The 13,710-nt window shown below is 39.3% G+C and carries 12 protein-coding genes; 4 read left to right on the top strand and 8 right to left on the bottom strand.

What is annotated here, in order from left to right:
• Nucleotides 1–116: 116 nt before the first annotated feature.
• The gene (gene polA / locus ACS125_RS07185; RefSeq protein WP_443271272.1) at nucleotides 117–2,888 is read left to right on the top strand and encodes a DNA polymerase I; all 2,772 of its coding nucleotides are present in this window, start codon (nucleotides 117–119) and stop codon (nucleotides 2,886–2,888) included.
• 51 nt (nucleotides 2,889–2,939) lie between these two features.
• Here polA and ACS125_RS07180 read toward each other — a convergent pair whose 3' ends face one another.
• From ACS125_RS07180 to ppx, 5 genes are read right to left on the bottom strand one after another with little or no spacing between them, the layout of a single operon-like run.
• Complete coding sequence (locus tag ACS125_RS07180) at nucleotides 2,940–3,509, bottom strand: YggT family protein (RefSeq protein ID WP_004794512.1); 570 nt, start codon at nucleotides 3,507–3,509, stop codon at nucleotides 2,940–2,942.
• Between the two features lie 21 nt (nucleotides 3,510–3,530).
• The gene (proC, locus tag ACS125_RS07175) at nucleotides 3,531–4,367 is read right to left on the bottom strand and encodes a pyrroline-5-carboxylate reductase (RefSeq protein ID WP_443273933.1); all 837 of its coding nucleotides are present in this window, start codon (nucleotides 4,365–4,367) and stop codon (nucleotides 3,531–3,533) included.
• The gene (gene tilS, locus ACS125_RS07170; protein ID WP_443271270.1) at nucleotides 4,339–5,742 is read right to left on the bottom strand and encodes a tRNA lysidine(34) synthetase TilS; all 1,404 of its coding nucleotides are present in this window, start codon (nucleotides 5,740–5,742) and stop codon (nucleotides 4,339–4,341) included. Before tilS ends, proC begins: the two co-directional genes overlap by 29 nt.
• Complete coding sequence (locus tag ACS125_RS07165) at nucleotides 5,679–6,500, bottom strand: acetyl-CoA carboxylase carboxyltransferase subunit alpha (protein WP_004794519.1); 822 nt, start codon at nucleotides 6,498–6,500, stop codon at nucleotides 5,679–5,681. The genes tilS and ACS125_RS07165 overlap by 64 nt, the downstream gene beginning before the upstream one ends.
• 18 nt (nucleotides 6,501–6,518) lie before the next feature.
• Nucleotides 6,519–8,039: an exopolyphosphatase gene (gene ppx, locus ACS125_RS07160; RefSeq protein WP_004794521.1), complete on the bottom strand. Its 1,521-nt coding sequence runs from the start codon at nucleotides 8,037–8,039 to the stop codon at nucleotides 6,519–6,521.
• Between the two features lie 277 nt (nucleotides 8,040–8,316).
• Between ppx and trxA the strand changes: the two genes are divergently transcribed.
• The gene (gene trxA / locus ACS125_RS07155; protein ID WP_003655060.1) at nucleotides 8,317–8,643 is read left to right on the top strand and encodes a thioredoxin; all 327 of its coding nucleotides are present in this window, start codon (nucleotides 8,317–8,319) and stop codon (nucleotides 8,641–8,643) included.
• Between the two features lie 322 nt (nucleotides 8,644–8,965).
• On the top strand, nucleotides 8,966–10,234 hold the full coding sequence (gene rho / locus ACS125_RS07150; protein ID WP_004794523.1) for a transcription termination factor Rho: 1,269 nt from the start codon (nucleotides 8,966–8,968) through the stop codon (nucleotides 10,232–10,234).
• A gap of 181 nt (nucleotides 10,235–10,415) precedes the next feature.
• Here the strand turns inward: rho and ACS125_RS07145 are convergent, their stop codons facing one another.
• Nucleotides 10,416–10,550: a hypothetical protein gene (locus tag ACS125_RS07145; protein WP_081399565.1), complete on the bottom strand. Its 135-nt coding sequence runs from the start codon at nucleotides 10,548–10,550 to the stop codon at nucleotides 10,416–10,418.
• A 94-nt stretch (nucleotides 10,551–10,644) separates the two neighbouring features.
• Here ACS125_RS07145 and ACS125_RS07140 point away from each other — a divergent pair, with 94 nt between their 5' ends.
• Complete coding sequence (locus tag ACS125_RS07140) at nucleotides 10,645–10,875, top strand: hypothetical protein (RefSeq protein ID WP_443271266.1); 231 nt, start codon at nucleotides 10,645–10,647, stop codon at nucleotides 10,873–10,875.
• A 155-nt stretch (nucleotides 10,876–11,030) separates the two neighbouring features.
• Here the strand turns inward: ACS125_RS07140 and ACS125_RS07135 are convergent, their stop codons facing one another.
• Together ACS125_RS07135 and pheT are read right to left on the bottom strand one after the other, a co-directional pair.
• Nucleotides 11,031–11,327, bottom strand: coding sequence for an integration host factor subunit alpha (locus ACS125_RS07135; protein ID WP_443271263.1), 297 nt, complete (start codon nucleotides 11,325–11,327; stop codon nucleotides 11,031–11,033).
• Nucleotides 11,324–13,705 (bottom strand): phenylalanine--tRNA ligase subunit beta, encoded by a 2,382-nt coding sequence (gene pheT / locus ACS125_RS07130; RefSeq protein WP_443271261.1) that lies wholly within the window; start codon nucleotides 13,703–13,705, stop codon nucleotides 11,324–11,326. The genes ACS125_RS07135 and pheT overlap by 4 nt, the downstream gene beginning before the upstream one ends.
• Nucleotides 13,706–13,710 lie beyond the last annotated feature (5 nt).

Below are 13,710 nucleotides of genomic sequence, written 5' to 3'. Positions count from 1 at the left end.
ACTTCAAGCCAATACAAGCGTATATTTATACATACAAAATACTGCAAAAATCATAATCCTGCATTCATAGCCGTTTTCACGTAAAATACCCGTAATTCAAATTAAGGAATTGTTCAATGCCACCATTTGTCTTGGTTGATGGGTCCTATTTTTTATTTCGTGCATATCATGCATTACCACCATTGACGACCTCTACAGGGTTACATACCAATGCAATACGTGGAGCAATTTCTGCGATTCAAAAACTTATGCGTCGTATGCAACCGACGCATATGGCCGTAATTTTTGATACGCCTGAGCCAACTTTCCGTCATAAGCTTTCACCTATTTATAAAGGTGACCGTCCAACCATGCCTGAAGAGTTATCTCAACAGATTCCATATTTACATGCATTAATTAAAGCCCAAGGCATTCCTTTATATAGTCTTCCGGGTGCAGAGGCAGATGACATTATCGGTACACTTGCTAAACGTGCCGTGCTCGAAGGCCATCATGTACTTATCTCAACTGGAGATAAAGACATGGCTCAGCTCGTCAATGATCATGTCAAACTTGAAGATAGCTTTAAAGATCGTGTAATGGACACCGACGGTGTATTTGAAAAATTTGGCGTTTGGCCAAATCAGATTATCGACTATTTAACGCTAATGGGTGATGCGTCTGATGGCATCATGGGTGTTCCCGGCGTAGGTGCAAAAACAGCAGCTAAGTTACTGACTGAATATGGCACTTTAGAGAATATTATTGCCAATGCAGATCAACTTAAAGGTAAGATTAGCCAAAATATTAAAGATAATTTAGACAATATTAAGCTTGATCACCAGTTAGCTAGCATTGTCTGTGATCTTCCTTTAGAACTCGACTGGCATGAATTAAAGCTTACCGATCCAAATGTTGATGCTTTACGCAACCTCTATACTGAGCTTGAGTTTAGAAATCAGTTACAGTCGCTTGATCATCCGAATAATCCGAACAGCTCTACTTATAAACAACAAGTTTCACAAGTAGTCGTTCAAGATGAAATTAAACCAGCTGACGCTATAGAAACCGAAGATCAGGCAAGTTTAACCAGTCAAGATGACCAACTTGGGACTGCAAATTATCATACTGTTTTAACTCAAGAAGCATGGGATCAACTCTTGCAACGCATGCAAAATGCTGATCATTTTGCCATTGATACCGAAACTACAAGCCTTGATTACCGTATTGCCGAGATGGTTGGTTTTTCAATCGCTTTTGATGCGCAAGATGCTTACTATGTGCCTTTAGCGCATAATTATGAAAATGCACCGCAGCAACTGGACCGTGAACAAATTCTGGCTCTAATTAAGCCTGTATTAGAAAATGAAGCGGTTAAAAAAATCGGTCATCATCTTAAATATGATGCCCATATCTTTGCTAATCACGGTATAGACCTTAAAGGCTGGTATTTCGATAGCATGCTGGCATCTTATGTACTAAATGCAGCAGCAACTCGTCACGGCATGGACGATGTTGCTCGTGTCTACTTAAGTCACTTAACCACCACTTTTGAACAAATTGCTGGTAAAGGTGCTAAACAAAAGACTTTTAATCAAATTGAGATTGAAGTTGCTGCCCACTATGCAGCAGAAGATGCACATGTGACCTATCGCTTGTATGAAGTACTTTCAAACAAACTTAAGCCATTTCCTGAGTTAGAAAATATTTTATATAACATCGAAATGCCAGTTGCCCGAATTTTGTCAGGCATGGAAGAAGATGGTATTCGTTTAGATCATGCTTTCTTAGATAAATTAAGTGTTGAGTTTGCAAAAACCATGGAAGGCCTTGAAAATCAGGCTATGGAAATTGCAGATGAAACTTTTAATATCGCTTCACCTAAGCAAGTAGGCGAGATCCTATTTGATAAATTAGGAATCAAAGGTGGTAAAAAAACTGCAACTGGACAATACAGCACCAGTGAAAGTGTTTTAGAAAAGATTGAACATCCTTTAGCGGAAATTATTCTAGAGCATCGTGGTTTGGCAAAGCTAAAAAGTACCTATACGGACCGTCTAGTAGAGCAATCTCATAACGACACTCATCGTGTGCATACGAGCTATCATCAAGCACTTACAGCGACAGGTCGCCTTTCCTCTTCTGATCCTAACTTACAAAATATTCCAATTCGTAGACAAATTGGCCGTCAGATTCGTAAAGCATTCATTGCACCCGAAGGCCGAGTTTTACTAGCAGCCGATTACTCGCAAATTGAACTACGTTTAATGGCACATTTTTCTCAAGATGACGCTTTAGTACATGCATTTCAGCACGGACAAGACGTTCACCGCCGTACTGCGGCAGAAGTATTGGGTATTGATATCGAAGATGTGACCAATGATCAACGTCGCCAAGCTAAGGCAGTAAACTTTGGTCTACTGTATGGTATGTCTGAGTTTGGTTTGATTCGTCAGTTAGGTTTCACACGTCAAGAATCGCAAAATTATATTAAGCAATATTTCCAACGCTACCCTGGCATCTATGAATATATGCAACGCACGCGTCAAGTTGCATCAGAGCAAGGCTTTGTTGAAACTATTTTAGGCCGTCGTCTTTATACACCAGATATTGATGCACGAAATGTGATGGTGCGTAAGGCTGCCGAACGTGCTGCAATCAATGCACCTTTACAAGGTAGTGCAGCTGATATTATTAAAATTGCGATGATTGAAGTTGATAAAATCTTACCAAAAGATCAAGCCAAATTACTACTTCAAGTACACGATGAATTAGTTTTTGAAGCCGATCAAAACATTGCTGAAGAACTTTCCAAACAAATCGCAAAAGTCATGGAATCTGTTGTAGAGATTTCCGTGCCTTTAGTGGTTGAAGTAGGACAAGGACAAAACTGGGATGACGCCCATTAATTAATAGAAATAAAAAAGGGCTGTGAAATACAGCCCTTTTTTTGAGTTAGCTTAAAGACCAGTTAAGAGAACTTTAGCAACTTCATTCATTAAAATTTCGGCAATATAGAGCGCCAAAAAAGCCAAAATTGGTGATAAGTCAATCATTCCCATATTAGGCAATAAACGACGGAATGGCGCGAGTAATGGTTCAGCCAAATCTTGAATCACCTCAATATAAGGTGAACGCGATTGAGTGAACATAACCACCCAACTCAAAATGATTGTTGCAAAAATTAAATAACGGCAGAAACGAATCAAGTCCTGAATCATGGTCACAAATGTCAGAATCACTAAATGAATTGGACTATTTGGCATAGAACCAGAAAGATACATCACACCGAAAATTTTCAGTAAATATAAAATAATTAAAAGAGCTAAAGCAGCTAAATTAAACCGACCTTTTGCGACCGTCGGAAAAATTCGGCCAAAAATATCAACAATTTTAGTCGCCTTTACGGTCGATAAAACCACAGGATTATAAGGACTTACTGCCGCCAATTGCATTAAAAAACGGAAAAAGACCAATAAAATCGCGACATTAATTAAAATTCCAAAAATTAGCGCAGAATTTGCACCCATAGTTGTCTTATCCTATTTAAGCTATTTCGCACTGTCACTCAATTCTTGAGCCAATTCTTGGCTACGCTTCTGTGCAGCAGCCAATGCAGATTGAATATTTTGGGAGATTTGTGCACGGTCAAAAACTTCAAGTGCGGCTTGTGTGGTACCATTTGGCGATGTCACATTCTTACGAAGTTCAGATGGAGTGTTTGAACTGGTAATTGCCATTTGAGCTGCACCTAACGCCGTTTGAAGAGTTAACGCAGTTGCAACTTTTTCATCCAGTCCTAAATTCTTACCTGCACGGATCATACTTTCCATCAGATAGAAGAAATATGCAGGACCTGAACCAGAAACTGCTGTTACCGCATCAATTTGAGCTTCGGAGTTTACCCAAATTGTTAAGCCTGTGGCCGCTAAAATCTGACTTGTTAATTCACGATCCGAAGTACCTACTACATCATTTGCATAGATACCGTGCGCGCCAGTTTGAACTAGAGCTGGGGTATTCGGCATAACGCGAACAATTCGATTGCTATCAATTAAGTTTGATATCGTTTGAATTTCAGCACCAGCAATAATTGAAATGACTAATTTATCTGATAACAGACCTTTCAACGGACGTAAAACAGTTGCCAAAACTTGCGGCTTTACCGCTAGAACGACAACATCAGTATTTTGAATTGCAGCCACGTTATCTTGTGTTACATGGACTTCTTTTTCTTGTAATAATTGACGGATCTGCTCAACAGGATCTGAAACGGTAATACGTGTCGGTGGTAAACCTCTTGAAATGAGCCCGCCAATTAACGCTTGGGCCATATTACCGCCACCAATAAAACAGATATTACAATTTACTGCACTTGCCATAACCATATTCGCCATTTACCAGATTACAAGAATGAGAAATTAAATCTGGTTGCCATCCTCCTTGCTCACAATACGGAGACTGAGCCAACCAAAATCCTTTCGGTGTAAAAACCCCAAGCATAACATTATCTATGACTAATATTTGAATTGTATGACGAAGCCAAGGCAAAATATGTGCTTCTTGAATTGCTTTTTTTAATGGCCATTGCCCAACACGACCATATAAGTGGACTTTTTCTCCACCTTGGCGTCGAATTATTGTCAATTTTTTATTTAATAAAGATGGAGCCAAACCGATATTTTTTTGCGTAATCTGAAAATGCCCTGAAGCGTAATGCACTATTTCCCCCATTTGGAAATGATGCTCCCACTCTACTTCAACCGGGTTTAATTTTTCAGCAAGAAAAACTTGCTTACTCAATCTATAAAGATGGTGTTGATAACGGACATAGTAAAACTGATTCCAGTGTAATGCTGCCTGTGCATCAGACTTTGAGTCAATCACTTCATTTTTTAAACGCTCAACCATTTCAAATGCAGGTCGATATTGCCCATCACCTTTCATCCAAACTGAAAGTAATTGACGTTGACGGGCAACTGATAAGTCTAAAAGTTTAGTTAAGTCTAGACACTCAGCAGTACCACAATGTTTTAAATCAGCTTTCAAAACTTCTTCTAAAATTTCAGAAGCATCTTGCATGAGATAACTGGTTCGGCTCAGTGCTTGCTGCATTTTAGGAAATCTGTTTTGTAAAAATGGCCAAAGTTCCTCACGCGACCACGCCCGATCATAATGAATATCGTAATTTGTCGGGTCATTTACATACGCAATTTCAAGTTGAGTAGCCCAATCAGCAATTTGCTCACGAGATAAGTCTAAAAAAGGACGCCAAATCGTCATGTCTACACGGTAATCCACAGATTGCATTGCGGCTAATCCATCAACACCTGCACCCGATAATAAACGTAGTATTACCGTTTCAGCCTGATCTTGCTGATGATGAGCAAGTACTAAAGTTTCATTCGCTTGCAAATGCTGTAGATAAGCTTGATAACGTGCCTGACGTGCTTGAGCTTCCAAATTACCATCGGTAACCTGAACTTTTTGAATAATAAAAGGAATATCTAAACGAGCAGCTTGTTCAGCGACTAGTTTCCCCCACTCTGCACTTTGTGATTGCAGTTGATGGTCGATATAAATTACTCGGATCTTTTGAGGGAAAATTTGAGACATCAAATGTAGTAGCAGCATAGAATCCATGCCACCACTACATCCCATAAGAAAAGAACTATTTTCTGAAAATAGTTGAGCCTGCTTTAAGACATTATGCCTAAATTTGCGCTGCCAAACTTCATTAAACGTTGATAACGTTCTTCGCATCGTTCATTTGCATCCATTGGTAGCAACTCATCCAAAGCTTGCTTCAAAACTACTTTTAGGTTTTGCATGACTTGCTCAGGGTCTAAATGCGCCCCTTCGCCTTCATCTACTACATATTCAACAATACCTAGAGATTGTAATTTGTCTGCTGTCAAACCTAAAGCTTCGCTTGCTTGAGCCGCTTTTTCAGCAGTTTTCCACAAAATAGATGCACAACCTTCTGGTGAAATCACAGAATAGATACTGTGTGACAACATAATGACTCTGTCAGCAACACCAATCCCTAAAGCACCACCAGAACCACCTTCACCTAGTACTGTTGCAACAACAGGAACTTTCAAGCTTGAAAGTTGAGCAAGGCTAGTAGCAATTGCTTCAGCTTGTCCACGCTCTTCAGCACCAACACCTGGGTAAGCACCCATCGTATCAATAAAAGTGAAGACCGGAAGATTAAAACGCTCAGCCATATCTAATAGGCGTTGAGATTTACGGTAACCCTCAGGGTTAGCCATACCGAAGTTATGCTTTAATTTTTCACGGGTACTACGACCACGGTGTTGTCCAATGACCATCACAGGTTGACCGTCAAAACGAGCAAGACCACCTACCATCGCACCATCGTCACCAAACAAACGATCACCATGCAAGGCGTCAAACTCTGTAAAGATTTCACCGACATAATCTAGAAACTGCGGACGTTCAGGATGACGTGCAATTTGAACCGTTGTCCAAGCTTTGGACTGAGTAGATTTTTTCATAGGTCGAATATTATCCCTTTAATCGATAAATTTTTCCGACTGAATATTCAATTCAATGTCCCAATGCTTAAACTGCTCTTGCTCATCGTGCAAGTCGGCAACTAACAATGGCCATTGTTTGGCATCACCAGAAACACTAAGCTGCCATTGTTGATCATTTATGATGGTCAGTTCAATGGCAGGAAGCATCTGATCACTTCGACTATGGTTGAGTAAAACTGCTAGGCGAAGTAATAAACTTAAGTAAAGTAATTTATGACCACCAGCCTTCAAAATTTCGTTTTTTACATCATTTCGCAATTTACGACGATGGTGAGCCACTAAATGTGAAAGATGATTTTGGTCGATTTGCGAGAAACCTGGAATATCTGAGTGCTGTAATAAATAAGCACCGTGGCGATGATAACCACCATGACTAATTGCTAAACCAATTTCATGCAAATAAGCAGCTCGACGCAGTAAGTCACTGTCTTCACTCGTTAAATTAAGAGATTTCGCAACACCATCAAATAATTGTTGTGCTGTGTTTACAACTCTTTCTGCTTGCTTCGGATCGGCGTTATAACGCCCCATTAAGGCCTGTACACTACGATCACGGATATCTTCATGTTTAAATCGACCTAACAGGTCATACATCACACCTTCGCGTAATGCACCATCAGAATATGCCAAACGATCAATTTCTAAAACTTCAAAAACTGCGTACAAAATTGCCAATCCGGCTGGCAAAACTGCTCGTCGATCTTCTCTTAGTCCTTCAAAATCAATTTCAGAAACATTTTTAAACTTAAGTAATTTATCTTTAAGTTTATAGAGGCCTTCTCGAGTGACATTTTCTTGTTCATCACTTAAGCCCATATTGACCATAATTTGGCGACAGGCTTTAATTGTTCCACTCGAACCAACAACCGTATCCCATCCTTCCATTTTATAAGTCGTTGCAATAGCAGACAGTTCTTTACGAGCAGCAACTACGGCCTTATCAAATGCTTTTTGTGTGATTTCGCCATCAGAAAAATAGGCCGTTGTATAAGCCACACAACCCATTTGTAATGACTCGGTGTAAATAGGTTCAAACTCTTCACCGATAATGAATTCGGTAGAACCACCACCAATATCAACAACTAAGCGACGCCCACCATTGGCCATGGTATGTGATACACCTAAATAGATCAGGCGGGCTTCTTCTCGTCCTGCAATAATTTCAATAGGTTTAGGTAAAATTTCTGCAGCTTTTTGAATAAATTCATGACCATTTTTTGCCTGACGCAAGGCATTCGTAGCCACGATTCGTAAACGATTAGGTTGAACAGAGCTCAATCTTCCAACAAAACGGGCTAGACATGCTAAACCACGTTGCTGCGCGGCTTCTGTTAAATTTTTATTTTCATCTAAACCAGCTGCAAGCTGTACTTTTTCTGACATCGAAGCAACTTTTTTAACTTCACCATGATCTACCCGTGCAATTGCAAGGTGAAAGCTGTTCGACCCCATATCTATGGCGGCAAGTAATTCTTCATCAATCAGAAAGTCAGACATTATTGAACTAAACCCATAACAATTCACGCCTAGAGTAATTCACAAGAATGCAATTGAAAAGCCATTTTCATCAACAATTAATAGCCATCGATATTTTTCTAATTGTTAAACGATTGTACAAGCCGATGATGAATATCGTGAGCATCCATTAGACAAATTTAGTTAAGCCTTGAATAATAGCATCAAACCCTTACATTGAACTAAGTAGCTATGTAATACTGATAGAGATAATTTCTCCTGTAGTAATAGCACTTTTTCTAAAAATTGGAGCCGTACCATGTCTGCGACTATTGTAAATACAACTGATGATAACTTCCAAGCAGATGTTCTAGACGCTGAAACACCTGTACTTGTTGACTTCTGGGCAGGTTGGTGTGCACCTTGTAAAGCAATTGCACCTGTTCTTGAAGACCTATCAAGTGAATATGCTGGTAAAGTAAAAATTGTTAAAGTTGATGTAACTTCTTGCGAAGATATTGCGGTGAAATACAATATCCGTAATATTCCTGCTTTATTACTTTTCAAAAATGGTGAAGTTGTAGCTCAACAAATTGGTGCTGTACCTCGCTCTAAACTTGTTAGCTTTATTGATGAAAATGTTTAAGTCAAAATGCTAAGAATGAAAATACGCTATACTTTTTTATAGCGTATTTTTTTCGGCTATAAATTGACAAATTAACTAAGCTGGCTTATATTGCATGCTCAAGAGGCACTGAAGGGAATCATCTTCGTCCGGCTTCTTACAAGACACAAACATAAAGATCGCCACTCGGCAACAGAAATTGTTTTTTCACATTTTTCTTCGAAACAATCAATCAGACTTCTGAATTGTTATTGTGTAAATACAATTGCGATAATCTTTTTTGTATGCGAGCGATTTTTCTTCTTTTTAAACCACACTCTACTCTTTCCTAATTCTGACCCTTATGAATTTAACTGAACTCAAGAAAAAACCAATTGGTGAATTAATTAAAATTGCTGAATTTATGGGCCTGGAAGGTATGGCTCGTAACCGAAAGCAAGATATTATCTTTGCCATTTTGAAACGCCATGCAATGAATGGCGAAGAAATTTTTGGTGATGGCGTTCTTGAAATTCTCTCTGATGGTTTTGGTTTTTTGCGCTCTGCGGCAGGTTCGTATTTAGCAGGTCCGGATGATATTTATGTGAGTCCTTCACAAATCCGACGCTTTAACTTGCGTACAGGTGATACCATCACAGGTACTATTCGCCCTCCAAAAGAAGGTGAGCGTTATTTTGCGTTGCTCAAAGTTAACCAGATTAACTATGACACGCCAGAAAATTCTCGAAATAAAATTTTATTTGAAAACTTAACACCCCTTTTCCCAACTGAACAATTGGTTATGGAACTCGGTAATGGTACGACAGAAGACTTAACTGCTCGTGTTGTTGACTTAGTTGCGCCAATTGGTAAAGGACAACGTTCTATTATTGTTGCACCGCCAAAAGCGGGTAAAACAATGTTACTTCAAAATATTGCTCAATCTATTGTTAGAAACAATCCTGAAGTATTCCTGATTGTTCTATTAATTGACGAGCGTCCAGAAGAAGTAACTGAAATGGAACGTACTGTTCGCGGTGAAGTCATTGCTTCAACATTCGATGAAGCTCCTGCTCGCCACGTACAAGTTGCAGAAATGGTAATTGAAAAAGCAAAACGTCTTGTTGAACATAAAAAAGACGTTGTGATTCTTCTTGACTCTATTACCCGTCTTGCACGTGCCTACAACACCGTTATCCCATCATCAGGTAAAGTATTAACTGGTGGTGTAGATGCTCATGCATTAGAGCGCCCTAAACGTTTCTTCGGTGCTGCACGTAATATTGAAGAAGGCGGATCTCTTACGATCATTTCAACTGCTTTGATTGAAACAGGCAGTAAAATGGATGACGTAATTTATGAGGAATTCAAAGGTACAGGTAACCAAGAGATTACACTTGATCGCCGTATTGCTGAAAAACGCGTCTTCCCTGCCATGAATATTAAGAAATCTGGCACTCGTCGTGAAGAGCGTTTAATGGATGATGATAACTTACGTAAAGTATGGATCCTCCGTAAGCTTCTACATCCTATGGATGAGCTGGCTGCAATGGAATTCTTACTCGATCGTATGAAAGAAACCAAAACAAATGATGATTTCTTCGATCAGATGAAGCGTAAAGCTTCAACTTAATCGATTAATCTTCATAAAAAGCCACTCTTTTGAGTGGCTTTTTATTTGGTTGACAAGCTTTACACAAAAATACATTTTGCAGTTTTTTATGTAACTTTACTTATAAGCTTTTGATAATAATTATTTTTGAATTAAAAAAAATAAGTTTTTTAGTAGTTTATCTCTACCTTTTCCAATACACTCAAGCTGATTGATTGTTTTTTTCTGTTAAAAAACAGACTGTTTTTCTGTTTTTCATACATTTTTTTGACAGACGACAGTAGTATTTCAGCATTTGCAGTGATAGCATAGCGGCAGACCAGTTAGACTGCTCCATGCGTTGTTACCTAGCTACGTTTTAGGAATAATAAAAGCAAAACAGTCCAACTTAGGTTTTTTTAATCTCAAATCTTTTTTGTGAGAGTGATGCCATGTTATTCAAAAAATTTGCTGCCGTTGCTGCTGTAGCTGCTACTTTAGCTTTCGTTGGTTGTTCTAAGAAAGAAGAAGCTCCTGCTGCTGCTGCTTCTGAAGCTGTAGCTGCTGCTTCTTCTGCTGCTTCTGCTGCTTCTGAAGCTGCTACTGCTGCTTCTTCAGCTGTTGATGCTGCTGCTGCTTCTGCACCTGCTGCTTCTGCACCTGCTGCTTCTGCTGCACACTAATCTATATAGATTAGATAAAAAGAGGACATTCTGTCCTCTTTTTTTACGCCTAAATTTTATATTCTAAAAATCATTTCGCTTAAACTATCTAGATAAATTGATATCACACATCGTAGCTGAATAAAGCCATCTAAATATAAGTAAAAAAAAGCAGATCAATCGATCTGCTCATTTCCAACGCGTTGTCTAAACTTCTGACCCGCTCTGAAGGTCACTACCCTACGTGCTGAAATTGGAATTTCTTCACCTGTTTTAGGATTACGTCCTGGACGTTCGCGTTTATCTCTTAACTCAAAATTACCAAAACCAGAAAGCTTAACCTGCTCCCCAGAAATAAGTGCTTGGCTAATTTCGTCGAAGAACAACTCGACCATTTGTTTTGCTTCACGGCGATTTAAGCTGGTTAACTCACTTAAATGATCAGCCATGTCTGCTTTAGTTAATGCTGTCATGAGGCCCTCAATGTCGCTTGATAAGTGTTTTCTAACACTTGGATTATATTGTCCATACCAGATTTAATTTCAGCATCTTCAAGCGTACGTGAAGGATGTTGCCATAATAACGCAAACGCTAATGAGCGTTTACCTTCTTCGACACCCTGCCCCGTATACACATCGAATAACCATGTAGAGTCTAAAAGCTCTCCACCAGTTTTTTCGATTAACTGCTGAATATCTCTAACATTTATATTATCAGAGATTAAAAGCGCAATATCACGTCTGATCGAAGGAAAACGTGATAATTCTGTAAAATTAGATACATAAGATTGCAAAACTGCTGTTTGATCGAGTTCAGCAACCCAAGTCGTGCTCAAATCTAGCTCATTTTCTAAAGATGGATGCAGACGGCCTAAGTAACCAATTGATTGTCCATCAACTAGAATTTCAGCAGACTGTCCTGGATGCAACCATACACGCTCTGAACGCAAATATTCAACTTTGACACGACCAGCAGCTAGAATCTCTTCAATCTCTCCTTTGAAGTCGAAGAAATCCATTGCTTGAGGCTTAACATGCCAAGATTCAGGTTGCTGTGAACCTACTGCAACCAAAGCTAAAGTTGGAATCTGTTTTAGATCTTCAATACTTTTAGCATTTTGATAATCAAAACGTAGCCCTAATTCAAAGAAACGAACACGGCTTTGCTGACGGTTAAGATTATATTGTATGCAAGGAATTAAACTTGAAAGTAAAGTACTACGCATCGCAGCCAAATCACTTGAAATTGGATTTGCTAGCATTAATGGATTTACTTGTGGGTTTAATTGCTTTTCAAGTTTTGCATCAGCAAAGCTAAAGCTAATTGCTTCTTGATAACCTAAAGTCACGATCGTTTGACGCAGCTCAGCGAGTTCAAAACGATCTTGATATTTAGCAAATTTAACATCCATGCTTGGTAAGCTAATTTGGATATTGTCATAGCCATCAATACGCGCTACTTCTTCAATTAAGTCTTGATAAATAGCCATGTCATAGCGATGTGATGGTGGTACTACACTCCATTCACCTTCAGCCTTAACTGTTACCTTACAGCCTAGTCGAGTTAAAGCATCTGCAATGAACTCACCCGCAACTTGATATCCCAATAATTGGTCTACCTGAGCTTGTTTCAATTCAATTGCTTCACGCTTAGGCAGTAGATCAGTTTTTTCAGCTACAGTAATTGGACCAAACTCGCCGCCTGCTAACTGTTGAATAAGCTGTGAAGCACGATTCATGGCAATTAAAGGCAATTCGAAATCTACACCGCGTTCATAACGCTGCGAAGAGTCGGTATGTAAACCAAAACGACGAGCACGCCCAGCGATCGCAAGTGGTGCAAAGAAAGCACTTTCTAAGAAAATATCAGTCGTATCATCAGTTACACTTGACGATAACCCCCCCATAATTCCAGCAATTGCTAGAGCTTTTTGATCATCAGCAATCACCATTATATCTTCTTGCAACTCAACTTCTTGATCATTCAGAAGTTGTAATTTTTCTTGTTGTGTTGCTTGACGAACATGTACAGTCCCTTCGATTTTAGACAAATCGAATGCGTGCATTGGTTGACCCAATTCCATTAAGACATAGTTGGTCACATCAACCAAAATACTATGTGTACGAATTCCTGAACGTGATAAAGCCTGTTCCATCCACTCAGGAGTCGCAGCTTTTACATTAACGTTTTTAACTACACGCCCTAGATAACGCGGAGCACCCTCAGTACTGATAACTACTTTTTTCTCATCAGCAATAGTGGCATCAACCGAGTTAATGACGGGCTCATTCATTTGCAGCTTATTAATCACTGCAATTTCACGGGCAATACCACGAATACTAAAACAGTCACCACGGTTTGGTGTAATGCTGATATCAATGACATTATCGTCAAGTTTAAGGTATTCGCGGATATTTAATCCTACTGGAGCATCAGCTGGCAATTCGAGTAAACCATCGATTTTATCTTCAAGATCAATCTCCGAAGCACCACAAAGCATGCCTTGTGACTCAACTCCACGAAGTTTACCTTTTTTGATTTTAAAATCACCAGGTAAAACTGCACCAATAGTTGCAACTGGAGCTTTCATTCCAGCGCGAACGTTCGGTGCGCCACATACAATTTGTAAAGGCTCACCTGAACCAATATTCACTGTTGTAACACGTAGACGGTCTGCATCAGGGTGCTGCTCAACAGTGAGCACTTCACCTATTACAACACCTGTAAATGGTTTAGCTACAGGTGCCAATTCATCCACTTCAAGACCAAGCATCGTCAACTGATCAGACAATGTATCACTATCAATTGCCGGATTAACCCATGTACGTAGCCAATTTTCGCTAATCTTCATCTTTA

This window comes from Acinetobacter sp. PFS20, assembly GCF_052261015.1.
Classification (GTDB): domain Bacteria; phylum Pseudomonadota; class Gammaproteobacteria; order Pseudomonadales; family Moraxellaceae; genus Acinetobacter.
The sequence above is the reverse complement of the archived record's forward strand: the minus strand, read 5'-3'. Positions and strand labels throughout refer to the sequence as shown.